This is a genomic window from Roseibium sp. RP-7, assembly GCF_053005225.1.
Map to the genome: position 1 here is coordinate 3,026,149 of NZ_JBRKQA010000001.1, position 26,649 is coordinate 3,052,797.

The following is a 26,649-nucleotide window of genomic DNA, read 5'->3' on the forward strand; positions in this document are numbered from 1 at the left end:
CGGGAGTTCGCCCAGGCCGGTTCCCACCGGCCACAGCGCGGCTCCCGGCGCCCAAACGAAAGAACCCGCCCATCGGAAACGATCGGGCGGGTTTTGTGTTTTTCGGTGGATGCCGAATAACCGCTTCGCCTTTTGACCAAGGTCGAAGCAATCGTTGTGCCCCTTAATTTTAGGTTGTACGATGACAAAGAACAATTTTGGTTTGTTGAGGATGGATCCTTACTGCGACAGGTAATTGGAGCCTGACGCAAGCATCGAAACGAACGAGTTCACTCTCGGGAGAGCGAAATGCACATCCAAGTTCGGAAGCGTCCAACCCTCGTGCGATTTCTCGCGGCTGTCACGATCGTATTGATCGGATCGCCAGTACATCCCCTTCAGGCTCAGTCAATTACCGCGTCCCCCGGCGAGGTCCGAGAGATTGCCAAGGAGGCGTTCATCTACGCCTACCCAATGCTCTACGGCTACAAGACCATGGTGTCGCAGACCCAGGATCCGCTAGATCCGGGGTTTATCGGAGGTTTTGGAAGATATCGCCACTACACACGGCTGAACACTCCGGATGACAAGGATATCAACGCCCCCAACAACGACACGCCCTATTCCTGGGCATGGCTCGATTTGAGGGCGGAACCGTGGGTCTTGAGCCTGCCAAAGGTTTCCGAAGACCGCTACTACACCCAGCAATGGTTCGACCTTTTCACCCATAACTTCGCCTACACCGGCGCGCGCGCGACCGGATTTGAAGCGGGGAGCTACCTCTTTGCGGGACCGGATTGGGATGGCCCGGTACCGACCGCTATCAAACAGGTATTTCGCAGCGAAAGCGAATTCGTGGGTACCCTCACCCGCACGGAACTGAAGGGGAAGGCGGACGTCGAAAAGATGCTGGGCGTCCAGCACAGTTATGTGTTGCAGCCACTGAGCGAATTTGCCGGGCAAAGACCGCCTGTGCCGGCACCGGATCTCCAGTGGCCGGCATGGAACGAGAGCCGAGCCCTGTCAGCCGACTTCATCGCCTATCTGAATTTCCTGCTCCAGTTCACAAGCCCCCACCCTTCCGAAACGGACCTGCTGGCGAGGTTCGAAAAAATCGGCGTGAAAGCCGGCCAGCCGTTTGACCTCAAAACTCTGCCGCGAGAGGTTCAACAAGCGTTGGAGGACGGCGTTCAAGACGGATTGAAAGAGATCGAAAAAGTCATGCCAACGCTAACCAATTCCGGCGAAGTCTATGGCTCGCGGGAACAGTTGCAGAACAATTACCTCTATCGGGCCGCGGGAGCATATGCCGGGATCTATGCCAATTCCGTCGAGGAGGCATTCTACAGCCAGTGGTCGATGGACGCCGATGGCATGCCCCTCGACGGCAAGAATAAATACGTCATTCATTTCGACAAGGAAGACCTTCCGAACGTCAAGTTCTTTTGGTCGGTGACGCTGTTCGACTTGCCAGGGCGTTACCTCGTCGCCAACCCCATCGACCGCTATTCGGTCGGCAACAGAACCGAAGGCGTGCAGTTCGGAGATGATGGGTCGCTCACGGTTTATGTCCAGCATGAGAAGCCTGAGGGTAACGAGGCAGCCAACTGGCTACCGGCACCTGATGGACCCTTCTTTGTCACGCTGCGCTGCTACGGGCCGGACGAGGTGATGATAAACGGAGAATACAAACTCCCGCCGATGCAGCTGGCGCCATGAACCGAATGCACCTTGTCGATATTTCGGCAAATTGCAAAAGGCCCGGAAACAAATTGAATGATGGTCTACCTCGAGGTGGAATACCCTCGATGGACGTCGATTCCGAGTGTACGAGGAGAAGCAAATGAACAGTTTCTTGACGCGAGGAATGCTTCTCTCGGCGCTTGTTGCGTCGGCCAGCGGAGACGTAACGGCTCAGGAATTCAAGGCAGACGTCCCAAAATCCATCCAGACACCCGACGTGGTGGAGACGGAGACCTTGGGAAAACTCGACTTCTTCAATGGCCTGCCAAGTCCGGAAACCGTCCGCAAGTCCTATGATTTTCTCGATGTGGCGCGGGCTACGGAAGCCTTTATCGCGGGCGTTCCAACGGCCTCGCTTTATGCCGTTCTGGAGGGGTTCAAGAGTGTCGGAATGCAGCCATGCGATCTGGGGATCTTTGAGGACCTGCTGGACGCGCGAGCCTTGTTTCTCACCCCGAACACAACCAACGTCTACGCGATGATGGAAATCAACGTGAAGGACGGACCGGTCGTTGTCGACGTGCCGCCGGGCGTACTGGGCCCCGTTCAAGATGCCTTCTTCCGATACGTGACGGATTTTGGCCCCGTAGGTCCCGATGAGGGCAAAGGTGGCCGGTATGTGTTTGCGCATGAACGCTACAAAGGCCCCCTTCCGGAGGACGCATTTCAAATTCGAACAAAAACCTATCGCAACGGCGGGTTCTTCCGAGCCTTCGTCAAGGATGGCGACACAGCGGCAGCGACCAACGGGATCAAGGAGAGTTTCAGTTGCTATCCGTTTACACGCTCCGGCAGCCCACCCGAACAGCGTTTCGTCGATCTTACTGGCAAAAAATTCAATACTATCCACTCAAATGATTTCACCTTCTTCGAGGAAATCAACGCAGTCATCCAATACGAACCCACCGAGGCCTACGACCCGGTTTCCCTTGGCCTTTTTGCTTCGATTGGAATTCAGAAGGGCAAGGCGTTCGAACCGGATGAACGCATGCGCAGCCTGTTGAAGGAGGGCGTGGCGATCGGCAACGCCGCGGCTCGCTCTATCTCCTTCGCGAACCGCGACCGTAGCGTCTACTATTATCCCGACCGGCAATGGTACGCTTCCTTTGCCGGACCGTACGACTTCATTGAGGATGGAGCCCTGAATTCCGACAAGCGGGTTCTTTGGTTTTACAACGCAACCGGGGTTACGCCCGCCATGTCGACGCCACAGGTTGGCACAGGTTCGGTCTACCCTATGGCTGTGCGGGACTCGGACGGCAATTATCTGGATGGTGGCGAGAGCTATTCCGTCACCCTTCCGGCGCCTGTTCCAGTAAACAATTTCTGGGCATTCACCGCCTATGATGGACAAACTCGGTCGCTGCTGGAGACAGACCAACGCAGCGCCGGACTCGACAGTACCGATCCGGATGTGACGCCAAACGACGATGGCTCATATACGGTCTATTTCGGCCCCTCTGCGCCAGAGGGAAAAGAGTCCAACTGGGTGCAGACCGCTCCTGGAAAGAGCTACTTTGTTTTCATGCGTCTTTATGGTCCGCTCGAGCCGTGGTTCGACAAGACGTGGAAACCCGGCGATTTCAGGAAACTGGATTGAAGCACCGAAAGGGTGACCTGTAACCCGCTTTCCATTGACACCCGATCCGAGCGCAATGTCTCGGCCCTGACCTTCTCGGCCTCTCCGGGGTAGCGTTTATGGTCGTGTCCCTGCTGCCTGCACAGTTCGAGTTGGGGCAGTCCGCGCTGATCCATCTCGGAGATCACACGCCTGCCCTGCTGGTAGCGGTCGTGAACCTCGGCAAAACGCTTGGGTCTGTCATCAACTGGGCGCTGGGGTACGGCACGTTTCGGTATGCGGACGAGCGCTGGTTTCCAGTGAAACCCGACGCTTGCCGAAGCCTGGATTGCACGGCTTGCCTGTTAGATCCAGGCGATGCGCTTGCGCAACGAAGTCCTTTCCTTGAAGACCGTTACCGAACGGCTCGCTGCTGGTTGATCAGGCAAGGCGAGATGCCAGCGAAGGGCGAATGGAATCAGATTGCCCTTCAGATTGCAGCTGAACCGAAAGCATTCTTTCGAGACGTCGGCAAGGGGGCAGACGCGATGAGGCATTTGGTTACAGATCCGAACGCATAGCTTACGACCTGCACACCGGAAACGATCGGGCGGGTTTTGGTTGTTCAGCCTGCCTGCGCGACTAGTCGCAGGCTATAAGCTGCCACTTCGCATTGACCACAAATTGACTGGGCTGTGCCCGATCTACTGTTTCACGCTTAGCGGGATCGTCAGGGTGAGATACGCCGAAGTCCCTTCCAAACGGTTTTCCGCAGCGAACTCCCGGTAAACCTTCACGCGTGTCGAGACCGGTGTCTGGCCAAGCTGGAAATTGTAGCCGGCCGTGCCACCAAGAGCGGCAACGCGTCCCTCGAAATCGCCGAGCCTGGCGCCGGATCCGCTGTCGGCTGTAATCTGGTCGTAGTAATAGCCGACCAGCCCTGCCGAGAACTGGGGTGAAAAGGTTTTGGTGAGCGCCCCTTCGAAGTGAAATTCCGTTCCGGTGGTGTAGTTTGTAGCCGGGTTTTCGCCGTTGAAGGTGAAACCGGCTACACCGGAAACCTCCCAACCGCTTTTGGGATCGAACCAGGTTACGCCACCGTTGATGTCGAGCCCCCAACGGTTGAAGGCAACGTTGGCAATCTCGCCTTTCTGGTAGTCCCCCACCGGCACGTTGACGAGGAAACCCGTCGTCCAGTGCCAATTGCCGTTGTGCCAGCCCAGCGAGGCGCCAACCACTGGGTCACCAATCGTGAACACCGTATCGCTGACAGACGCTCCGAGAATTCCGCCGGCATCAAGTGAAGCATCGACGGATTGTCCACCCCAGGGAACCGTCGCCTGCAAGGCAAGGCTGCCCCCAAGTACGCTTGTCGGCACAACCCACAAGCCAGTTGCGAGATCGATATAGGCGGTCGCGTCGACATTGCCGATAACCCTGCCGCCAACAGGCAGGTCACGGCTCGCCCCGGCAGATCCTGAATAGAAATAGACGTCATTTTGAAAGTAGACACCCGGCCCGGGCAGCACCGCCGCAAATGGCCCCTTGGACCCAAGCAGATAAAAACCGACACCGCTTTCAGCCGAGTTTGCCTGCTGCGATGTGCCCGCAAGGCACATCAGTGCGAACAGCGACACCTTCAAGGTGAGTGAGTGTCTGCGTGCTTTGCTGGTTCTTGTCTCGCCCACGGCCGCCTCTCCTGCCTCAAAAGTCGCTACGGGTTTGCTGCATGGCCCTGTGTGTCGGTTTCCACTTGCTTGCGCACTTACCGCCCGTTTGACAGAGCGATTTTTGCATGAAGGCAGTCCTCTACTCTCATGCTCGCCAGTCTGCCGGGCAACCTTTTCAATACGAGCTCCCAACACCCGAAGAAAAAGAACAACTTCAATTTGGTAGCGAAGCTCCAGTATGCAATTTTCCCGGGATATTATCCAGCAACGAATTGGACTTCGCTTGGGGTAAATCGTCCACGTTCACTGATCTGTCTGGTCGGCGCAACTTTGGAAGTCATTGCCACCATGTCCCGAAATCAGCAGCTCACTTTCCGGTGGCATATACCCTTCCTGTTCGAACACTCGCATTAACTCACACCCAAAGTTTGCATAAGGGTTTTTTGCAATCCATTTGACGTATGGGATCATTGGGCTGTTTGATGGACTTATCGTTCGTGAAGGAGCCGCGTGATGTTGAAACTTATTGCGGCAGCAGCACTTGCTGCCTGCCTGGCCCCGGTAGCTGCCACAGCCCAGGAACCAGACAAGCCAAATATTCTCGTCATCTGGGGGGATGACGTCGGGATGTGGAACATCTCGGCATACCACCGAGGCATGATGGCAGGCGAAACGCCGAATATCGACAGGATCGCAAACGAAGGCATGCTCTTCATGGACCATTATGCCCAGGCGTCCTGTACCGCAGGCCGGGCGGCCTTCATCACGGGCCAGTACCCGCTTAGGGTCGGCCTGTCCACTGTCGGTCTCCCCGGTGCGCCACAAGGTCTTTCGACCGAAGATCCGACACTGGCCGAAATGCTCAAGCCCCTGGGATACCGCACCGGACAATTCGGAAAGAACCATCTTGGTGACCGGGACGAACATCTACCCACCAACCACGGGTTCGATGAATTCTTCGGGATCCTCTACCACCTGAACGCCGGGGAATATATCGAGCAAGTGGATTACCCGGCTCAGGCTTTCGAGGATGCGAACCTGGCACAGCGAGGCATCATTCACAGCTTTGCAAAAGCAGATGGTGGTCAGGAGATCGAGGATCTCGGCCCGTTCGGCCAGGAAGTTCAGCGCAACCTTGACCAGGACGTGCTTGAAGAAAGCAAGCGGTTCATTACGGAGGCAGTCTCCGCCAACGAGCCGTTCTTCGTCTGGCACAACACCACCCGCATGCACTATCGCACCAACCTGAACGACCATTATGACGGCATCACCGGCACCGGCAATGTTTATGCCGACGGCATGGTGGAACTGGACGACGACGTAGGTGAGCTTTTGAACCTGCTGGACGAACTCGGCGTCGCCGACAATACGATGGTGATGTTCTCCACCGACAACGGTGCGGCATCCAACTCCTGGCCCGACGGCGGCAACCAGCCTTTCCGGGGGGAAAAGGGCGTAGGCGGTTATGAAGGCGGCTTCAAGGTGCCCATGGCAGTGCGCTGGCCCGGAGTAACGCCGGCAGGAACCACCACCGGCGAACTTATGACCATGGAGGATTGGATCCCGACCATCATGTCTCAACTGGGTCAGCCCGACATCAAGGAACAGCTGCTGGCAGGTGCGGACATTGGCGGCAAGACATTCAAAGTTCATCTGGATGGCTATGACCAGACCCCGTTGCTGACCCAAACCGGGCCTTCCAACCGGATGGAGTTCTTCTATTTCACCGAAACCACTTTCCACGGCCTGCGCTTCGGGGAATGGAAGTTCCTGTTCACCAGCCAAGACCGTTGGTTCAACGGCAACCAATACGAAATGACCTCCCCGTTGATCACGCGCCTCGATCTCGATCCCTTTGAACGGTTCCACGACGCCCGGGGATTTGACGAATGGCAGGAGAACAGGTCCTGGGCCATCGGTCCGGCACTCGGCCTGGTGAACAAGTTTGTTGCCTCCTTCGAGGAATTCCCGCCGCGGATTGCCAGTTTCTCCACGTCTGTTGAGGACATGTCGAAGCGGATCATGAACGCTGCGCCGCCACCGCAGTAAGCCTAAGCAAGCGGCAGATCTTCAATTCCACCAATACAGCCTTCCGGACCACAAAGTCCGGAAGGCAAAAATGCCAGGCAACAAGCGCGGCGCGTGAAGATCACCGGGAGGTCCGCCACCCCGAAATGAAAACAGGGATCGCTCAACCTCCTTCCTGCCCGCGCGCAGTCCCGCCTGTGACCGCTTTCGCTGCCAATCAGCTTCGGAAAGCCAGAAGTCCGTTAGACGTACAGGCGTCCCCTGAGACGGGTCGCGCCGTTGCATGCGCCCACCGATGACACGATGCCTTGCTGCGTGCTATTTTCCACTTCTGGAGGAGCCAGATGTCTGAGGTTCTGCTGTTTCACCATGCGCTTGGCTTGACTTCCGGGGTGCTGAAGTTTGCAGAAAATCTGCGAAAGGCCGGCCACAAAGTGCATACGCCGGATTTGTTCGAGGGTAATACGTTCAACAGCATCGAGAAGGGCCTCGCCTTCATCGAGGAAACCGGCTTTGACGAGATGCGTGAACGCGGTGTCCGTCTGGCAGATGAACTCCCCCACGATCTCGTCTACGCGGGTTTCTCGTTTGGTGTGCTACCGGCGCAGAAGCTAGCTCAAACCCGGCCTGGAGCACGGGCTGCCTTGCTGATCCACTCCTGCCTGCCGATCAGCGGTGACTGGTCTTTTGGACCCTGGCCTAACGGCGTCCCTGTTCAAATCCACGCAATGGACAATGATCCTTTTTTCGTCGGCGAAGGTGACATCGATGCCGCGCGCGAGATCGTTGAAACGGCAGAGGATGCGGCTCTTTTTCTCTATGCCGGAGAGGAGCATTATTTCGCCGACAGCTCGCTACCATCGTTTGATGCAGAAGCGTCTGCCCTGCTCACCCGGCGGGTCATTGAATTCCTGCGACGCGTCTGAGGAAACCAGGAGGCCAAACTGCTGCGCTTGCTGCTTCTGACACCGGACAGTCTTCTTGACCCGCATGGCGCCCTCAGACCCTTCGTCTGTGAGGCACTGGATGCGATTGGCCAGATGAGAGGTGAAACGGGAGCTCGGCTTGCCTTTGCGCTGGTTGTTCGCTCGTCAAATGACGCAGCTGCAGTCTTGTCCACCTTGAGAGAGCTACAGCTTCCAGCTGGCCCCTCCCAAGTCGTTGAGACGAACAAACCCGGTGTTGACGCAACAATCCTGAGAGAATTGCAGGAACGTTTCGCGGTAAATGATCCCGCATCGGAATGTGTTTTGATCGACGCCGGACCCGGCAGCACGGACGCCGCTCTCCCGCCAGGTTTACCGAAACTTCTTCTGGAGGAGACTGGCGCCGATGGAATGTCTGGCTGGCCGGCAATGCTATTGAAAATTGCCCGGAAAACCGGAAGAAACGCGGCCGAGAACCTGCAACTGGTGCTGCCGGTTCTAGCGGCCGCGGAAGGTGTTGTCGACCTCCAGCAAGTTTCGTTCCGCCCGGAGCGGATCGAAGCAGAAGGTCATTGCCTGATATCCGTGGAAGACAGCGCACTTGGCGCCCTCTCCGGCCTCTTCCTGAACCTTCCCACGTCATTTGTCATTGAACAGCCGGACAGCCCTCACCCTGTCGCATTCAAAGAGGTTGCTGAAGACACGATCCAGGAGGCAAAGGCCTACATTCAAAGTCTGCGGGCCAATGGCCAGCTTGAGATGGCACCAGGTGAGACAGGCCAAGCTGAAGCAGGAGAGCTTGAAGGCATGGCGTCGCCACTGCTCGGTCAACCGACGCACTATGTCGAAACTGATGAGACCGGCAGACGCATACTTCGGCGAAGGGGCTTCAACTGATCAAGTGCACAGGAAGGCTCTTGCCGTACCTGGAAGAGCGTGACACCGGCAATTGAAACGCTTTCGAAGCAATCGACGCTCCTCCCCCACGTTACTGACCACATGGCTCACCGCACCGATCGTATCGTCGCCCGCCTGGCTGTGGGCCTCTTCGGAAATCTGACCGGCGGCATGCAGGCTGAAGACAAAGCTTTGCGCCTCGACAGCGGATTGCCGAACTGTCTCCACCTCGCCCAGCAGGGCGGCATTCCCGTTTTGCTCACCGATGAGGACGTCTTCCTCAACGTAGCAATAGACGCCTTCCAGATCGCTGGCGACATCTGCGAGCGAGACTTTCTGGCGCCGCCGAACGGCTGCTACCGACTGGTCGCCAAGCTGAACCCGGCTGCCGTAGAACCGCTGATCCGTATCATCTCCGGTGACTTCCAGCAGGCTGCGGCGGGAGGCCTGTGTCAGCACATCACGAACGGAATGAACGGTTTCCGAAGGCGGCCGGCCAGCCAGAACCACGGTGGGGGATGTCAGTTGTTCGGCATTCAACAGCACATTATGGCTCTCGAACCCGTCCCGGATCGCCTGGGCATTGACCCCGGCATTGCGCATTCCGTCCGCAATCAGCATGGCGTTGCCGACAGCCTGGAAAAATCGAGGTTTAAGTGGCGCCGTACGCGCAGCAGCAACCAGCAACTCTCCCGCCGTCCTAGCCGCCGCCAGCAATCCTTTTTCGCTCTCCACACCGCGCGACTGATAGATGTTCGTCAGCGTGTCGTAAAAACAACCGCTGAAGATCATGCCCAGCGAATGTACTTCGTTGATCAGAACGCCCGGGCCACCTGACACCGGCAAGGAGGCCGGCATCACCCATTGATGTGTGTTGAGAGCGCGCCGAGGGACCGCCGCATTGTGATTTGCGTCGACCAGGACAGCAATACCGTGGGACAGATCCTCTGCAGTGGACTCTACAAAGTTCTTCTGTCTCAACAGACCTTGATCCACAAGCACCTTGCGGGTCGCCTCGTCCTGAAGCGCGACGAGAATTGCGATGCAGTCTCCGAAGGCTTCGTGAAAAGCACCCGGCTCCGCCTGAAAAGCACCCCAAAGATCCGGGCGAATTGCATCCAGAAAGGCATGACCCGCCTCGTGTGCGACAACATCCGTACTTGCCCCTGAGCGGTAACTGTCTCCCCCGGCAGCATCCACCTGAAAAAAGGAGAGCGAAAGCCTGTCGTAAAAAGCATTGAGCTGGGGCTGCCCCGGTGTCTTGTGTTTCAACCGCAAGGTTTTCCCGTTTTGCCACGTGGTCAGCGTGCTCCCGTCGATCAACTCCCAAAGGTCGATGACTCTGAGAGCGGCCTCGCGGCATTGCCAGAACAGAAAGCCGTCGCTGTCAGTTGGATATGTGTCTTCCGGGACGGAGCCCAGATAGACATACCGGGCCAGTTCATCTGGCCGCTCAGCATGCGCCTCGATGACGGCTGCAGGCGGGTGTCCGGCTCTCGGGTCGTTCGGAATGAAATTGATCGGCATGATTTCCTCCTCTGACCGTCAATGGCGTGTCCGGACAGGTTGGCTTGTTGCAGCAAGCGGCTTGGTGTGGCGCAGACTGTGCCCGTTTGGTCCGCGTCCTCCTGGCAGGAGCGAAACCCCCAGGACAGTTTCCAGTGCCGGAGGCAGGCGCCAGACTGGTGCGGCAGGCGGTGCAATCCGGTCGGCGAAAAGATAGAGACCTGTCAGCACCATCACGGCAATATGGCCGGTCTCCACCTGCAAAGGCACAAGCATCCAGGGCCAGCAAGCAAACACACAGGCCGCCCCGGTTCGAAGACCGAACCAGCAACCATCAGCCTGTGCCTCTTGTCCGAAAGCTGCAATCCGGCTGGTGCCGTGGCACCTGTTTCTGGCCCATTGGGCGAGCGGGGACATGCTCCAAACGACAGCGACACCGAACGCCAACGACAGGTCGATCCAGGCGCCGGCAAGCGCCAGGACAAACGCCAGTGGCACAAGCAACAGGCCCGACAAGATCCAGACGCAAAGATAACCGAGCAGAAATGAAATACTTGCAGCCACCTTTTGGGACGCATGCACCACTCGGCCGACATAAGACAGATTGGCAGCAACCAGCGGCGCCATCATGGCGACGACCATCAGGACCCAGTCCGCGGCTACCGCTTGCAAGATCTGCGAGAATTGAAGGTTCGGTGCGGGCAGGAAAACGGATTGCGCAACATTCAGGCGCCCGCAAAGAGCCGCGACGTTCGAAGCAGGTTGCGCGAAACCGAGCAGGAGGTAGCTGCCCGCGCTCAAGGCAATCAGCCAGGGCATTGCGCCCCGACTGGTCTGCACGGCAAAGGCTGCCAGCCGGGACATGTCATCTAACCCTGAGACGGTAGATGCTGATCCGGTCGACGGTAATTTCCGACGAGGCTCCCTCTGGCTGAACGAGGCTAATTTCAAGCTCCTGGATTGCAGCACCAGCACGCGCCTGCATGGCCGCAACCTTGTCGGTGATTTCCACGGTTGATGACAGGCCGTTGCCTGCGTGCGAACCGTCGGTTGAACTGGCCTTTCCAAGGCCGAAGAACACCAGAGTTTCGTTAATTTCCGCATCCGGTATGCCTGGCGCAACAACACGAACGGACAGAACACCGCTCGGAGAATTTCCCCGGACACCTTCAACGTTGAGATAAAGTCGCTCCGCTGCGGCCGGGGCTGCAGCAGCAAGGGCCGCAGTTGGCGCTGCTGACAGTTTCACGCGTGCCGTTACCGGACTTGCGGTAACCTGCAGCACCTCGTCGTTTGCCCCGACGAGTGTCGAAGTGCCCCGACCTGTCGGTGTGGTGGCCATTGCAATCCCCACGGTGGGCGTAATGCCCGTTCCATCGATCAGATTATCATAGACCGGCGCAAGAGCCGCGCCCGGAAGCGTGTCTTCCGGCGTGAAAATGGAAATATTTTGCTGTGCGTCCGGCATCGCAAACTGGCGCGGGAAGGGCCCGTTGAGCCAGGGCCGGCTGGTTTCCTGGGAGTTGCCTCCCCCGGTCATCCAGGCGGCCCACAAGCGGTCGATGTTGCAATGGTGAACCCAGAAGATCGGATCGAGACCGGCAAAATCCGGATCGTACATCCAACCGGTCGGACTGGGCGGTACGTTGCCGCCCACCATGACATGCACGAAATTGTGCGGGTCACTTTCGACCGCACCATAGGCATTGCCCTGCTGGTCGAAGCCGCTGATAGGACCGCCATATCCAAGCGTGCCGGGGATTGATGTATAAACGGTCTGCGTGGTTTGCGCGTTGAGCGAAATGTCGACATTGATCCAGGCCTGCGGACCAAGTTTCACAGCAGGGCCACGAAACGCGTTGGCCAACGGGTTCGGCGTGTTGTCACCCGGAATGGTGCTGTCCAGAAACTCCTGCGGATAGTCTCGAGACGCAGGATCAGACCCGTTGAGATAATTCCAGTAGGGCAATGCCCATGTAGTCGGACCGCCCTGGCTGACAATCCAGTCTGCCAGGATTGCCTCGAACGCATGCAGATAGCCCCTGTGCCAGGGCAGGAAAAACCAACCCGCATGCTGACACTGGTTGAACATCAATCGTTGCTCGTCGGCGTTTGGTGCCGGCGTGGTCGGTGAAATGATGTTCTGGTCAATCCAGCCCTGCGGATTGATGCCGTGGATCGCTGCCAGGTAGAGCCAGCTTGTCCGATCACGCAACTGGCGCGACCGCAGTTCACCAACGGCTCGCGCATACCAAAGCATCGTGTCGGACCATGGCCCGCCGAGCTTGGCAATGTCTTTTCTTATGCCTGCCATTATTTCCTCCCATTGAAAACTCGAGAGAACAGTCATCTGAATTTTGAAAAGCGAAAATTTACTTGTGGCGCTTGCAAATCAAAAGCGCATCAATCTGTTTTTCAAACAGGCAGCTACGTTAGCATGAAATAACGAAGATGTAACACCCCAGGTTGACGGAATGCGGTAGCAATACCATTACGTGCATTGAAAGTTGCAATATTCCAAGATCCCCTCTTCCCGGCGTTCGAAGACGAAATCACTTCGACTGGCAAGATAGCCTGCCCACGCGGATCAATGACCTCCGCCAGTACCGGCAGGTGCCGGTTTCGGCCACCCCACGAAAGAGAGCGCAGCGACAAAGGCAAGAACCAAGCCTGTCAGGATCAGGAAAACAGCCGAAAAGGACAGCCGGAAGGCTTCACGAGTGACTATTGCACCGAGAGCACATCGCCTCCCTATTTTCCGACGATCGCGTGCAAGTGAGCACCCAAAACAATCTAATTCAAATATTTAAGAAAAACTTCCCTAGCGTAATAAATGTATTGCTTTACAGACGACTAGATTGGAGGCAAGCTAGAAGCGACAAAAGGAAATATATTATCGAGCACGCAAGTGGACACAGAGCGCTTTCGCCTGTCCATGGCGCAGCTCGCGTTGAAAATGCGTGTGAAAATCTGTCTACGTGAAACAATCATTGTTAATTACCTCATTATTTCTACGAAAAAATTGGTGCCTAATATTTGATTTTAGACTGTTTTCAGGTGGAGCGATTTTGTCGCTACGAGGGAATTCATGCAGGCAGCCGCTGAATACCGAAAGCCCGTACGGCTATTCGAAAAATGGGAGAATCGGCAGAAAGTAATACTTTTTGCCGACGTAGTTGGATCTGCGCGGCTATTTACGACCGCCGACAATGCATCCATAGGAGCTTGGCTTTCCTTTGTCGCCTACCTGAAAGATGACCTTCTGCCGGAACACGATGGCAGGCTCGTGAAGTCATTGGGTGACGGCATTCTGGCTGAAATCGAGCACGCAACGAGTGCAGTCCGATTTGCAATGCGTCTCACCACGGAACTGGCAAAGATCAACGAGCAACTCCCTACCGTGAACCGGTTGCAGGTTCGCATCGGTATCGACACCGGTGACGTGCTCACCACCGGCGATGACGACATTTATGGCAGTCACGTCAACATTGCCGCCCGTCTCATGTCACTTGCCCGGCCCGGAGAGATTGTTGCCTCCGCCGAGGTCAGGGATGCCTTGGCAAGCGAACTCGACGCGGAATTCGAGGATCTTGGTGATTGCCACCTCAAGAATGTCGCGGAGACGGTGCGGGCCTTCAGGGTCCATCCCGTGGGAACCCACCCGAGCGTTTTTCCGTTACAGCAATTCGAAGACCTGTTCCCCACCGTCGCGGTTATTCCCTTCACGCCACGCAGCAGATCAAGAGACAATTACGTGCTCGGTGAAGTGCTCGCAGAGGAATTGATTGTCGCATTGTCCCGTTCCTCGGAACTCAATGTCATTTCCCGCCTGTCGACGACAGGTTTTCGCATGCGGAACATCTCCCTTGCCAAGATCTCGGAGACGCTTCAGGCGGATTTTGTCCTGTCGGGGACCTATAGCGGTGATGCGAACCACGTAATTCTGGACGCGGAACTCGCCGACGCAAAAACCGGTCGCGTGATCTGGTCGGATCGCCTGAGCGAGGAGGTTCCTACCCTCCTTAGCGATTCATCCGTCATGTATCAGTTCGCCAAGGACTGCCACGCGGCAATCTTCCGGAGCGAGGTGCAACAGGCACTGTCCTGCCCGATGCAGACACTCGATGCCTATTCGCTTCTCATGAGTGCTATCGGACTGATCTACAGGCTCTCGCGCCACCATTTCGAATACGCCGCCGAACTTCTTGACGAACTGATTCACCGTTCGTCGCGCCAACCCGCAATGGCCCTGGCATGGAAGGCAAAATGGCACGTTCTGGCGGTTCAACAGGGGTGGACGGATTCGCCCGAGCGCGAAAAATCCCGTGCCTTGAGCTGCACGCAAACCGCGCTCGACCACGACCCGACAAATGTCACGGCCCTTGTGTCCGAAGGATTTGCCCTCACCAATCTCGCGCACAAGCTCGAAGAAGCTGAACAGCGTTACAACATGGCCCTTGAGTACAATCCGAATTACGCCATGGGCCGCCTGCTGCGCGGCACTCTCTTCGCGTTCAAGGGAGCTGGCGAGGAGGCTGTCAAGGACACGGAACTGGCCCTCCGCCTGTCTCCCATCGATCCCTACAGGTACTTTTTCCTGTCGCTTGCGGCATCCGCCTGCGTTACGGCCGAAAAATATGACCGCGCTCTCGAGTTCGCCAACCAGTCGCTCCGCTCCAACCGCGCGCACACCTCGACGCTGCGTGCCAAGGCTGTCGCGGAAATGCGTCTTGGACACACCGAACTGGCAGCTCAGACCATCAGCGAATTGCGCGAGCGTCAGCCGGATCTGACCGTAAGCCGCTGGCTGAAGAATTCGCCAAGTGCGCAGTTTCAGGTTGGGAAGGACTTCGCCGAAACCCTAAGGCAAGCCGGACTGCCGCCCTGAGAATGGAGCGGAACCGGCCAATCAAAAAGGTAGGGAGAGTTAGTCATGACACCTAGGGAAACAGCATATCCGGCAGGCGGCTTCGGGGGCTTTGGAGGATTTGGGGGCTTCGGCGGCTTCGGGGGATTTGGCGGGTTCGGAGGGTTTGGGGGCTTCGGGGGATTTGGCGGTTTTGGCGGGTTCGGCGGCGCCCCTTCCTTCGATTCACCGCTGATCGTGAACGCGCTGATCACCAATCACGATGGCATTGCCGGAACCTGGCAGACTGTTACGGCGGCCATCCAGGAGAACTGCCCGGAATACGATGCTTTTCTAGGCCGCCTCTCTCCGGAAGTCCGGCAAAGCATTTACGCACTTGAACTGGCATCGAGGCTCGGCTTCACCTTCAAGTTTGAGGGAACGTGCTCCGGAACGGCTCAGGTATGGCACCTGAACGTGACCAGCAACCCTGACGGGACCGATACGCCACTCGCGGCTTATGCCATGCTCGCCAGGATGTCTCGCCCAACCATGGCGATCTTCAAGAAGCAGCTCGATCTTGTGGCAAATTATGCAGACCTGCGGCAGGATCGTGCGGCTGAAATTATCGCCCAACTCAGCACACCTGTTGAATTTCTGCGGTCAATCGCATTTATCGCGCCAGCTCGGACACCATATACGATCGAGCTTTTGGCAACCGCGCAGGGTCTCGCCAACCTGGTGGAGATGCGGATCAAGTATGCCCTGGCCTGCAAGCGTCCGATAGAATTCTCCCCGCAGATCCAGCCGATGATCCTGACGCCCACGCATGGCACCCTGCCGAGCGGTCATTCAACGGAAGCCTTCACGCTGGCCCGGGTTCTTTGGCTCCTCCTGAGGGATGCCGGTGTCGTGCCTTATGACGACACGATCTGGGGCAAGATGTTCATGCGTCAGGCCTCGCGCATTGCAGTAAACCGCACCGTCGCGGGTGTACATTTTCCGGTAGACAGCGAGGCCGGCGCAATTCTCGGACTTACGCTCGGCGCCTATTTCGCGGGTCGGTGCCAGGGTTCCAATGAAATCAAGGGATGGGCTTTCCACGGCGACCAGTATCCTGACAGCCGGGATTTCGACTGGACACAGCTCTATGATCCGGCAACCCACACGCAGAAGGATCCGGGAGCCTGGGCCGACGAAACCACAACGTCCCTCACCGGCACGACCATTCAATCCAGGCCGCTGGCCTGGCTGTGGAACCGCGCAAAGCAGGAATGGCTGGACCTGAGGGAACCCTGTGCCGGTGGCAGCAGCGGTGGCGGAACACTCGAGGATGGTGGTGATGGTGCCTCGCCTTTGGAAGACGACGGCTCGTGATCGCATAGCAAAGTCGAACCGGAGGTCAAGTCATGTCGGATACCAACGGAACCCTTGATGAATTTTCAATCGATCCGGTCACGAATTGGCGGCTGGCTGTTGCAGCAAAGTTCGGATCCGGAGAAGAAGACACTTGGTGGGACATCCTCGTCGAGCTCGATGACATCTCACTCGATGATCTGATCGCCAGGGCCAAGGATATCGGCGGTGGCAACGGGCTTGAGGACGCAGTCCTCATCCCGAATTTCTATACCGCGCAACAGCGCGCGGCCAAAGAAGCGATCCTGTATCCCTCACTCTACGCAAAAGACCTCTTCTTGCAGGAAGCGACGAGGAACGCGGGACAACTCGGCATAAAGCGCATCATCCTTGGGACTGTCGTTCCGGTTGGACAGCTCGACACGAGCGCGCAGATCATGCCCGGCAATCTGCCGGAAATATTTGTCGAGGATGGTTCCGTTGTTACCGCTGTCATCGACAACGGCATCGCGTTCGGCCATGAACTTTTCCGGAAAACCGACCCAAATGCGTCACGCGTTTCCTTTGCCTGGATCATGGACGCCAAACCGCGGACCGGCACCCTCGTCGTCCCGCAGGGGCACGCCCTTGCCAGGAGCGAAATCGACGGGTTGCTTGCCGCGAACACGGCCAGCGGGCTCCTCGATGAGAACCGCTTCTACAGTCAGTGCGGATTGATCGACTACAGTTGGCCCGGGCTCAAGCCGGCCGCCATGCGAGTGTCCCACGGCACCCATGTGATGGGACTTGCCGCCGGTTACCAACCCGGCACGAAGGACAACACGCGCCCCATCATCTGCGTGCAGCTGCCAACCGATCTCACCATGGATGTCAGCGGAGCGCAGATCCTGCCAGCTCTGGGACGCGCGATCGACTTCATCAAGATACACGCGGAACGCTACCGGCTCGAGACCGATCACGGCAAGCGGATCCCGCTGGTGGTCAATTTCAGTTTCGGGAATTTTGCAGGACCGCACGATGGTACCGGTCTGATCGAAGCGAAGATCGATCACGAGCTTCACTCGACCACCCAGCGTGAAATCCAGGTGGCTCTTCCTGCCGGGAACGGCAATCTGGCGCGCACCCACGCGGAGATTACCTTTACGGATGAGGATACGGGTAACGTCAGGCCCGCAAGCCTAGACTGGCGCATTCAACCTGACGACCGCAGCGCGAGCTACGTCGAAATCTGGATGCCGCCAAAGGAGAACCCCGACAACCTTGTGAGAGTACGCGTTACGCCTCCCGTGGGACCGAGGAGTACGCCGGTTTCAACAGTGCCTGGAGAGACTGCGATCCTCCATTCCGGAGACAATGTGGAATTCGGCCGGATCCTCTACACACCTCCCCACGCGCCAACCTGGCGCGGTTGCATTGTCGTCGGCGTTCATCCGACCTTTCATCACGACGTCACGGATGACTTGGCACCTTCCGGTGTCTGGAAAATCGAAATCGAGAATGTTGCCTTGACCGAAACCGACCGGGTACAGGTCTGGATCCGGCGCGACGAAACCTTGCCCGGGTTCCCGGCATTGGGACGTCAATCCTATTTCGACAATGACGACTATCAGCGTTTCGACAGCTTTGGGGCCCCCTTGCCGATCGATCCGCCCGGATCCGATTGCCTGGTCAAGCGCAGCGGCACCATAAGCGGCTTTGCCTGCGGCGAGTTTCCCGCCGTTCTTGCTGGATATGTCGAAACCCGCAACGATCTGGCCGGCTATTCTGCCGCCGGCCCGGTAACAACGGCATTCAATGCAACCGGTCCGACGAGAAACGGTCCGGATGCAGCCGCGGTCAGCGACGACACACCGGTCCTGCTAGGCATATTGAGCGCCGGATCACGCTGCGGATCGCTGGTGTCTCTCAATGGAACCAGTGTCGCGACACCTCAGGTTGCCCGATGGATGGCCGACAGGCTTGCACAAGGCCAAACCGCAACGAAGGGTGACGTGAGTGCACAGGCCGCATTTGACGATCATCCGCCACCGTCAAGACCGGCCAATACGCGAATTGGCGGCGGCCGAATGCAACGAAGAATTCGTTTCGGACCGGACAGAAAGGCCTGATCGACACGGCAGTGCTCGTCCGGATGATCCACTGACTTGAAATCAATGACCGCCACCACCGGCAGGTGCCGGTTTCGGTCGCTCCACGAAATAGAGCGCGGCGACAAGAGCGAGGAACAAGCCTGTCAGGATCAGGAAAATATCCGAGAAGGAAAGCAGGAACGCTTCGCGGGTGACGATGCCGGACAACGTCTTCAAAGCCGCTGTTTCCGCATTCTGACCCAGTTCCGAAAACGCATGTGTCATGTTGGTCAATGTCTCATTGACGACGGGACGCGACCAGTTGACCGTTTCGGAAATACGTTCGTAGTGGAAATCCTGACGATTGGTCAGCAGCGTGTTGATCACCGCAAGTCCGACAGCACCTCCCAGGTTCCGGGTCAGGTTGAACAGGCCAGATGCGTTCTTGATCATCTGCGGCGGCAACATACCAAGGGCGATATTGTTGATCGGTACCATGCACAGCATCAGCGAGCAGCCACGCAGGATCTGCGGCACCAGCAGCTCCCAGAAATCCCAGTCGTGCGTAATACCGGTCACCATGTAGGTGCCGATCGCAAAGCCGGAGAAACCGATTGCCATCATCACACGCGGATCGAGTACGGACATCAACCGCCCCGCAATCGGGGCTGTAAGGAACATGGCAAGACCGCTCACGAACATTGTCTCGCCAATCTGCAGCGAGGTGTAGTCGCGAACGCCGCTCAAATAGACCGGATAAAGATATGTCAGGCCGTAGAGCCCCACCCCCATGATGAAGCTGAAAAGACTGCCCATGGCGAAGTTCTTGTCGGCAAAGGCTCTCAGATCGACAATGGGTTCTCGCGCCGTGAACGCCCGCCAGAAGAAGATCGCAGCTCCCAGCACAGTGATTGCGGAAAAGAAAACGATCTCGCCGCTCTGGAACCAGTCTTCGCCCGAGCCTTCTTCAAGAACGAATTCCAGAGAACCGAGGAAGATGGCCATGGCCGCGAAGCCATACCAGTCAAAATGATCGAGCAGAGACAGATCCGGCTCGTCGAAATCGATCAGGGTAACAGCTGCAAGCGTAACGAAGATGCCCGGCACCACGTTGATCAGGAACAGCCAGTGCCAGGAGCCGAATTCGGTGAGATAACCGCCGAGCGTCGGACCGATGGTCGGTGCCAGCGTTGCGACAAGACCGATCACCGGTGAAATGACGTTGAATTTCTCACGCGGGAAAATCAGATAAGCCGTCGCGAAAACCGTCGGGATCATGCCGCCACCGAGAAACCCCTGCAAGGCACGGTAGACGATCATTTCCTCGATCGTGGAGGCAGTGGCGCACATCAGGCTCATCACCGTGAAACCGGCCGCTGACAGCGCGAACATCCAGCGCGTCGACAGCATGCGCGAGAGATATCCGGACAACGGGATCATGATGACTTCCGCTATCAGGTAACTTGTCTGCACCCAGGGTATGTCGTCTTGGGAGGCCCCAAGCCCGGCCTGGATTTCCGACAGGGACGCGGACACGATCTGGATATCCAGAATCGCCATGAACATGCCGAACACCATGCAGAGGAAGGTGAACAGCTTGCGTCCGTCGATGGATGCGCTTTGTGCCGTCTCGCTCATGTTACGTAGCCTTGAACCGGCGGTCATTCAGCCGAAAGGGACGGAATGGCCTGTTGCCGATCATTCGATACTGTTGGAACATCCGCGCAGGTCTTGCTGTCGGCGGTTTGCTCTTCAAAGAGGCGGCATCCGCAAGATGCGGATACCGGGCTTGTGCGGTTGGAGGCCGCGGGGAGGACTTGATTTGATACGGACCCTTTACCCGCACCTGAAGATCTAGTGGAGCGCCGACAGGGCGACGTTGTCTTTCTGACCACCTGTCCTGGTGTCGACTTCGACAACCACCGACATGCCAGCTCGCAGATGTCCGCTTGTTATTTCTTCTTCCGGAACCTTGATCTTCACCGGCACGCGCTGAACCACCTTGGTGAAGTTGCCTGTCGCATTTTCGGCCGGCAGAAGGCTGAAGACGGAACCGGTCGCAGGAGCAATGCTTTCCACGGTTCCCTTGATCGGCTGGTCCGGATAAGCGTCGACGGAAATTTCAACCTCTGCCCCGGGCTGAATTCCCTCGAGCTGAGTTTCCTTGAAATTCGCATCGATGTGAGTGTCGGCCAGCGGCACGATCGCGGCAATCCGGCTTCCCGGCTGCAGCAGGGAGCCGACCTGGGCTGCCCTGTTGCCGACGATGCCATCGACCGGTGCCCGAATGACGGTAAAGGCGAGGTCGCGCTCGGCTTTCTCGAGAGCTGTCTTGGCAGCAACCACTGCCTGTTCGGCTTCTTTCTTCTGGCCGTTGAGCACATCGATATTGGCTTTGGCCAGCGTCACCGCCGCCTGCGCATTCTCCAGATCCGCCTGCGCGCCTTTCAGTGAGGCATCGGCGGTATCAAGCGTTGCCTGGCTGGCAAACTTGTTGTCCGCCAGTCTTTTCTGACGATCGTAGTTCGCGGAAGCTTCGTCCTTCTGCGCCTTGGCGGAAGCAACAGACGCTTCAGCCTGCAGCACGGATGCCTTGGCCGCCGTAATCTGGGTCGCGATACGATCGACCGTTGCACGGGCACTGTCGATGGAATCCTTTGCGGACTGGACGGCAAGCTTGTAGTCGCCATCGTCGATCTTCAGCAGCACGTCACCGGCTTTCACGCGTTGATTGTCGCCGACAGCGACAGACGCAACATAACCGGACACCTTGGAAAGGATGACGGTGATATCCGCGGTCACATAGGCGTCGTCCGTGCTGGCAATGAATCTGCCCTCGGTCCACCAATGGTACGCCTCATATCCGCCAAAGCCGAGACCGGCGAGCAAAACCAGCGTGAAGACCCGCTTGGCCTTGCCTTTCTTTTTCGGAGGAGGCGCTTCTGCGGTGGTCGTTGCGGTTGTTACCTGTGCCTGAGACGAAACTGCCACCTGCCCGCCTTTGTCATCGCTTGTGTCTTTCGCGGAAGTTGGTGTTGCCTGTACGCTTTTCGAGGCTACTGAAGTCTCGTTGTCTTGATCCTGGCGGCTCGCAGCCTGCGGCCCACCACCGATCGCGCCGCTTTCGTTGCGGCCTTCTCTGAGTGCCACGATGGTATCCTTTGCCCAAAATTCTAGACCGCCCAGGCATTGACTGAACGGTTCGGTCAATGGCATTTATATGTTCATCTCCTTGGCGAACGCAAGGGTTTCGGAGAATTTTTTGCAACGCACAAGAGCCCCCTGTTCAACAACCTGGTTGGTCAAGACGGCAACAAGACACTTTGGGAGGGGGACGCGAGACGCATCACCTGTCCGGAAGTCGGATCCTGTCGAAGATATTTTTTAGGGGGCGTTTTGACTTGCAGACACAGCTGGTCTGACCAGGAAAGATTGAATGGTTCGTCCTGTTGGCCGATAGTGTTGAGATTGACCAACAACCTGCCGAACAGTTGACCTTTGCATTTATGGGAATGCTTTTTGAGAAAAACCGTGTGTTTGACAGAATACTAGCGGTAAACTACTGAAAGACGGCAGAAATTCGAGATTGCGATGACAACCGAAACACAGGAACTACCGGCGACAGCCGAAGATCCGGCTCAGAAGACCGACAACGCCAAGTGCAGGCAGATTCTTGCCGGAGCACGAAAAGTCTTCCGTGCTAAGGGATTCGATGGCGCCAGTATGGAGGTTATCGCCAAGGAAGCCGGCGTTTCCAAAGGCACGCTTTACGTCTACTTCAGCAGCAAGGAAGCGCTGTTCGAGGCGCTGATTCTGCAAGAACGTTTCAGCCAGGCGGAAATCCTGCGGGAAGCCCTCGTCAGCAGGGCTGACGTGAAAAGCGATCTGCACCGTATCGGCCGCAGTTATCTGCAGAAAATGGCGAACCCGGAAAAATTGTCGACCCTCCGCATGGTAGTCGGCGCTGCGGAAAAATTCCCTCAGTTCGGCGTTCTGCTCTACGAAGCCGGTCCATGCCAGGGCCGACGCGACCTTGGTGCCTTCATCCAGGAGCGGATCGACCGCGGCGAGTTGAAGGACTGCGATGTCGAACTGGCGGCAGGCCAGTTTTTCGACTTGTGTGTGGCGGGCGTTCTAAGGCGCATGCTGCTCAATGCCGGCCCAAAGCCGAGCGAAGAAGAAATCGAAACCAATGTTGCAGCAGCGGTGAAGGTGTTTCTGGCGGCCTACGCAGCGTGACAGGCCGCACTGCCTCCCCCTCAAAGTTCACATGAATTCGATTTCCGACCTGACCGGGGCGGACAGACGACCGTAACTTCCTATATTAAGCGGTAAAGCAATTGCCACCGTACACTGTAGGTTCCATGACCGCCCGACCGCCCATTTTCCAGTTCGACAATTCCTACGCACGGGACCTGCCCGGCTTTTATGTGGCCTGGGAAGGCGCGAAGGTGCCAACGCCGCAGCTTGTAGTGTTCAATCGTGAACTTGCAAAAGAACTCGGCCTTGATTCCAACCTTCTGGAAACATCCGAAGGCGCAGAGATCTTTGCCGGGGTCCGTCAGCCGGACGGCGCGTCCCCCCTTGCCCAGGTGTATGCCGGCCACCAGTTTGGCGGCTTCTCGCCACAGCTGGGAGATGGCCGCGCACTTCTTCTCGGAGAGATCATCGACAGCACCGGCAATCGGAAGGACATTCAGCTGAAAGGGTCGGGACCGACCCCCTTCTCCCGTGGTGGAGACGGCAAGGCTGTCGTGGGGCCGGTCTTGCGCGAATATATCCTCGGCGAAGCCATGCATGCACTCGGCATCCCGACGACAAGAGCACTGGCAGCCGTAACCACCGGAGAAACCATCTACCGGGATGGTCCGAAACCGGGCGCTGTGTTGACCCGTGTCGCCGCAAGCCATTTGCGGGTCGGTACCTTCCAGTATTTTGCGGCACGCGGTGAAACGGACAAAGTCCGCCAGCTCGCCGATTACGCCATTGACCGCCACGATCCGGATCTTGCCGGACAGCCGGACCGCTATATCCGGCTGTTCCGGGGGGTAGTCGAGCGCCAGGCAGCGCTGGTCGCCAATTGGGTGCTTGTCGGGTTCGTTCACGGTGTCATGAACACCGACAACACGACGATTTCCGGCGAAACAATCGACTATGGCCCCTGTGCCTTCATTGACGCCTATGATCCGGCAGCCGTGTTCAGCTCCATTGACCACGGTGGACGATACGCGTTTGGCCGCCAACCCGTCATCATGCAATGGAACCTTGCCCGGCTTGCCGAAACCCTTTTGCCCCTGATCCAGCCCGATGATCTGGACAAGGCAGTCGAACTGGCCAGCGCCGAACTCGGCCGCTTTCCTGATATCTACCGCGCAGCCTGGCTGAACGGGATGCGCGCAAAGCTGGGTCTAGTGGAAGAAACCGCGGAAGATCAGGACCTGTTCGAAACGATGCTTTCGGTCCTGCAGGAACAATCGGTCGACTACGCGCTCTTCTTCCGGCACCTGAGCGAGGCTGCTGTCGGCGAGCCGCAAAAGCTGCGCGAGCTTTTTGTCGATCCGACACAGATAGACGGCTGGCTGGAGCGCTGGCTGCAACGTCTCGAAAGTGAAGGCAGAGCGCCTGCAGATACCAGAACGGCGATGAACCTTGTCAATCCGCTCTACATTCCACGGAACCACAAGGTGGAAGAGGCACTCCAGAGCGCGGAAACTGGAGAGTATTTTTTGCTCAATGAGTTATTGGTTGTTCTAAAAGCTCCGTATGAAGAACGAACCAGCTTTGAGAGCTATGCCCTTCCTGCCCCGGAGGCGTTTGGTCCCTATCAAACCTTCTGCGGAACGTAAGACCAAACCGTGCGCCCGACACAGTCGGCCCGATTGCGCCAGGTGCCACTTCGCTCTCGAACGCCGTTGCCACAACCCTTGCATTAGTCGGATTGCCATCTGCAGCCAGAACTCTATTCTTACGCTGGGTAAAAAGCACTCCCGGGGGCACTGAAATGAAAATTATCCCACTTCTTCTGACGAGCACCTTGCTGCTTTCCGGATCTGCCTTCGCTGAGGAAAACAGCCTCCCCCCGCTGACCCCGGACGACCTTCAGTTCTCGCCCGAGAATATGGATACCTCTGTGGATCCGGCCGACGATTTTTATCGCTATGCCTCAGGCAAGTGGCTCGACCGGGTGAACCGGCCAGCGGACAAGGCGAGTTGGGATGTTTTTTCGATCATCGGCGAAAGACTGATCAAGCAGCTTGCGGCTGTTTCCGAAAAGGCAAGCGAGAACTCCGCGGAAGCGCCCAAGGGCAGCCCGACGCAGCTCGTTGGCGATTTCTACAAAGCCTATATGAATGTCGAGGCGATGGATGCTGCAGGCATCGAACCGATCCAAAGTGACCTGGACGCCATCGAAGCCCTGGAAACCCTGGATGACCTCACCCGGTTTGCGGCTGACCAGGCCGCAATGTCCGGACCGGCCCTGTTCGCGATTTTCGCTCCCAGTGCAGATCCAGCGGACAGCAAGCGCTATGCAATTTTTTCAGTAGGTCCCAGTTTCGGCGTTGAGGACCACCATCTCGAACTCTTGCGCAATAAGGAAGGCGATCCGCGCATTCCTGCCTACCGTGCCTATGTGGCGGAAATCATGAAGGTCGCCGGTTATCCGGAGGACGATGCTGCTCGCATCGCCGACATCACACTTCGAATAGAAACAGCGCTTTATGCCGGGATACTGACGCCCGAGGAAGGCAACGATCCACGCAACCGCTACAGCAAACTTGGTTATGAAGAGGTCCAGGCACAGGTGCCGGAATTCGACCTCGATCTCTATCTTGAAACAGTCGGCTTTGAGAAACCCGATGCAGTCTTCATGTTTGAACCAAGGGCTCTGCCAGAACTCTCAAAAGTGCTGAAGGAAACACCGCTTGAAGATTTGAAAGCCTATGCGGCTTATCGGGTTATTGAAAACTACAAGGAATTCCTGACATCAGCCTTCGAAGAACCCGCCAAGGAGTTCAACCTTGTCCTGACCGGTGCCCGAACGGACCGCCCTCGCCAGGAGCACATGTACGACCTGCTGAAAGAGAACCTCGGCCATCCTGCCAGCCAGCTCTTCGTGGAAACCTACTATTCCGACGAGACCAAGGCCGAAGTCATCAAGATGGTCGAGCGCATTCACGGGAAGTTTCGCGAGCGCGTCGAAACGCGGGATTGGTTGTCGGAAGATACTCGTGCCGAAGCCCTGAAGAAGGTCGACACCTTCTACTACAAAGTCGGCTATCCCGATGAATGGGTCGATTATTCCAAACTCGAGATCGGGGACGATCCCGTAGAAAACATGCGCAATCTTGGAGCCTTTTCCATGAACCGCATGCTGGAGAAAATCAAAAAACCCGTCGTGCACGAGGAATTCAACACGCAGACGACGCTGCCGATCGTCATCAATGCCGGCTACACGCCTTCCATCAACGGCTTCGAGGTCAATGCGGCCATCACCCAGCCGCCAGCCTATAGCCACGACATGGACGCTCCCTTGCGCTTCTGCCGGATCGGCGCGGTCATCGGCCACGAAATGACCCACGGTTTCGATAGTGGTGGCCGCCGATACGACGCGGAAGGCAACTTTCGTGACTGGTGGACGGAAGCAGATGCAAAGGCCTTCGACAGCGAGGCCCAGAAACTGATCGACCAGGCCAACGCGTTCGAAGTGCTGCCTGGCCTTAACGCCAACGGCCCGCTGAATGTCCGAGAGAACATGGCCGATGTCGGCGGCATCACGCTCGCCTATGAAAGCCTGATGGATCATCTGGCCGAGCACCCTGAGGAAAATGTAGAGATAGATGGCCTGTCACCGGCCAAGCGCTGTTTCATCGGCTGGGCACAGTTCTGGACGGCCAAGTCTTCCGACCCGTTCCTGCGCATGCTTGTCGCCGGTGACGGGCATCCTCCGAGCCCTTATCGAGCTTTTGCCGCCCTGCAGCATGTCGATGCGTTCTACGAGACTTTCGGCATCGAGGAGGGCGATCCGATGTGGCTGTCACCGGAGAAACGGGTGAGAGCCTGGTAAGCCTGA

The 26,649-nt window shown here is 57.4% G+C and carries 18 protein-coding genes; 12 read left to right on the forward strand and 6 right to left on the reverse strand.

Annotated features, from left to right (window positions below):
* Positions 1-288 precede the first annotated feature (288 nt).
* The 3 genes from ACVDG9_RS13590 (at position 289) to ACVDG9_RS13600 (ending at position 3,861) form a co-directional block, all read left to right on the forward strand.
* Positions 289-1,698, forward strand: a complete 1,410-nt coding sequence (locus ACVDG9_RS13590; protein ID WP_447238197.1) for a DUF1254 domain-containing protein — start codon at positions 289-291, stop codon at positions 1,696-1,698.
* A gap of 124 nt (positions 1,699-1,822) precedes the next feature.
* Positions 1,823-3,322 (forward strand): DUF1254 domain-containing protein, encoded by a 1,500-nt coding sequence (locus ACVDG9_RS13595; RefSeq protein WP_447238198.1) that lies wholly within the window; start codon positions 1,823-1,825, stop codon positions 3,320-3,322.
* Between the two features lie 98 nt (positions 3,323-3,420).
* Positions 3,421-3,861, forward strand: coding sequence for a hypothetical protein (locus ACVDG9_RS13600; protein WP_447238199.1), 441 nt, complete (start codon positions 3,421-3,423; stop codon positions 3,859-3,861).
* A gap of 123 nt (positions 3,862-3,984) precedes the next feature.
* Here the strand turns inward: ACVDG9_RS13600 and ACVDG9_RS13605 are convergent, their stop codons facing one another.
* Complete coding sequence (locus ACVDG9_RS13605; protein WP_228930263.1) at positions 3,985-4,968, reverse strand: SphA family protein; 984 nt, start codon at positions 4,966-4,968, stop codon at positions 3,985-3,987.
* 495 nt (positions 4,969-5,463) lie between these two features.
* Between ACVDG9_RS13605 and ACVDG9_RS13610 the strand changes: the two genes are divergently transcribed.
* The 3 genes from ACVDG9_RS13610 to ACVDG9_RS13620 all read left to right on the forward strand — a co-directional run bounded on the left by ACVDG9_RS13610 (position 5,464) and on the right by ACVDG9_RS13620 (position 8,801).
* Positions 5,464-6,999 (forward strand): arylsulfatase, encoded by a 1,536-nt coding sequence (locus ACVDG9_RS13610; protein ID WP_075282088.1) that lies wholly within the window; start codon positions 5,464-5,466, stop codon positions 6,997-6,999.
* Between the two features lie 323 nt (positions 7,000-7,322).
* Positions 7,323-7,904 (forward strand): dienelactone hydrolase family protein, encoded by a 582-nt coding sequence (locus ACVDG9_RS13615; RefSeq protein ID WP_447238200.1) that lies wholly within the window; start codon positions 7,323-7,325, stop codon positions 7,902-7,904.
* A gap of 411 nt (positions 7,905-8,315) precedes the next feature.
* On the forward strand, positions 8,316-8,801 hold the full coding sequence (locus ACVDG9_RS13620; protein WP_139314078.1) for a hypothetical protein: 486 nt from the start codon (positions 8,316-8,318) through the stop codon (positions 8,799-8,801).
* On the opposite strand, the gene ACVDG9_RS13625 is transcribed toward ACVDG9_RS13620, so the two are convergent.
* The 3 genes from ACVDG9_RS13625 to ACVDG9_RS13635 are packed head-to-tail and all read right to left on the reverse strand — an operon-like array spanning position 8,802 to position 12,621.
* On the reverse strand, positions 8,802-10,328 hold the full coding sequence (locus tag ACVDG9_RS13625; RefSeq protein ID WP_447238202.1) for a gluzincin family metallopeptidase: 1,527 nt from the start codon (positions 10,326-10,328) through the stop codon (positions 8,802-8,804).
* 18 nt (positions 10,329-10,346) lie between these two features.
* Complete coding sequence (locus ACVDG9_RS13630) at positions 10,347-11,171, reverse strand: DUF2182 domain-containing protein (RefSeq protein WP_447238203.1); 825 nt, start codon at positions 11,169-11,171, stop codon at positions 10,347-10,349.
* Between the two features lies 1 nt (position 11,172).
* Entirely contained in the window at positions 11,173-12,621 is a 1,449-nt protein-coding gene (locus ACVDG9_RS13635) for a tyrosinase family protein (protein ID WP_447238204.1), read from the reverse strand.
* A 774-nt stretch (positions 12,622-13,395) separates the two neighbouring features.
* On the opposite strand from ACVDG9_RS13635, the gene ACVDG9_RS13640 reads away from it, so the two are divergent.
* From ACVDG9_RS13640 to ACVDG9_RS13650, 3 genes are read left to right on the forward strand one after another with little or no spacing between them, the layout of a single operon-like run.
* Complete coding sequence (locus ACVDG9_RS13640) at positions 13,396-15,195, forward strand: adenylate/guanylate cyclase domain-containing protein (RefSeq protein ID WP_447238205.1); 1,800 nt, start codon at positions 13,396-13,398, stop codon at positions 15,193-15,195.
* 45 nt (positions 15,196-15,240) lie between these two features.
* Entirely contained in the window at positions 15,241-16,530 is a 1,290-nt protein-coding gene (locus tag ACVDG9_RS13645) for a phosphatase PAP2 family protein (protein ID WP_447238206.1), read from the forward strand.
* 32 nt (positions 16,531-16,562) lie between these two features.
* On the forward strand, positions 16,563-18,617 hold the full coding sequence (locus tag ACVDG9_RS13650; protein ID WP_447238207.1) for a S8/S53 family peptidase: 2,055 nt from the start codon (positions 16,563-16,565) through the stop codon (positions 18,615-18,617).
* Between the two features lie 42 nt (positions 18,618-18,659).
* Here ACVDG9_RS13650 and ACVDG9_RS13655 read toward each other — a convergent pair whose 3' ends face one another.
* Positions 18,660-20,216, reverse strand: a complete 1,557-nt coding sequence (locus tag ACVDG9_RS13655) for a DHA2 family efflux MFS transporter permease subunit (protein WP_022998347.1) — start codon at positions 20,214-20,216, stop codon at positions 18,660-18,662.
* 216 nt (positions 20,217-20,432) lie between these two features.
* Positions 20,433-21,728 (reverse strand): HlyD family secretion protein, encoded by a 1,296-nt coding sequence (locus ACVDG9_RS13660; RefSeq protein WP_447238208.1) that lies wholly within the window; start codon positions 21,726-21,728, stop codon positions 20,433-20,435.
* 441 nt (positions 21,729-22,169) lie between these two features.
* Between ACVDG9_RS13660 and ACVDG9_RS13665 the strand changes: the two genes are divergently transcribed.
* The 3 genes from ACVDG9_RS13665 (at position 22,170) to ACVDG9_RS13675 (ending at position 26,643) form a co-directional block, all read left to right on the forward strand.
* A complete protein-coding gene (locus tag ACVDG9_RS13665) occupies positions 22,170-22,817 on the forward strand; it encodes a TetR/AcrR family transcriptional regulator (RefSeq protein WP_055654581.1) in 648 nt (215 codons plus the stop codon).
* Between the two features lie 125 nt (positions 22,818-22,942).
* Entirely contained in the window at positions 22,943-24,424 is a 1,482-nt protein-coding gene (locus ACVDG9_RS13670) for a protein adenylyltransferase SelO (RefSeq protein WP_447238209.1), read from the forward strand.
* 155 nt (positions 24,425-24,579) lie between these two features.
* On the forward strand, positions 24,580-26,643 hold the full coding sequence (locus ACVDG9_RS13675) for a M13 family metallopeptidase (protein WP_447238210.1): 2,064 nt from the start codon (positions 24,580-24,582) through the stop codon (positions 26,641-26,643).
* Positions 26,644-26,649 lie beyond the last annotated feature (6 nt).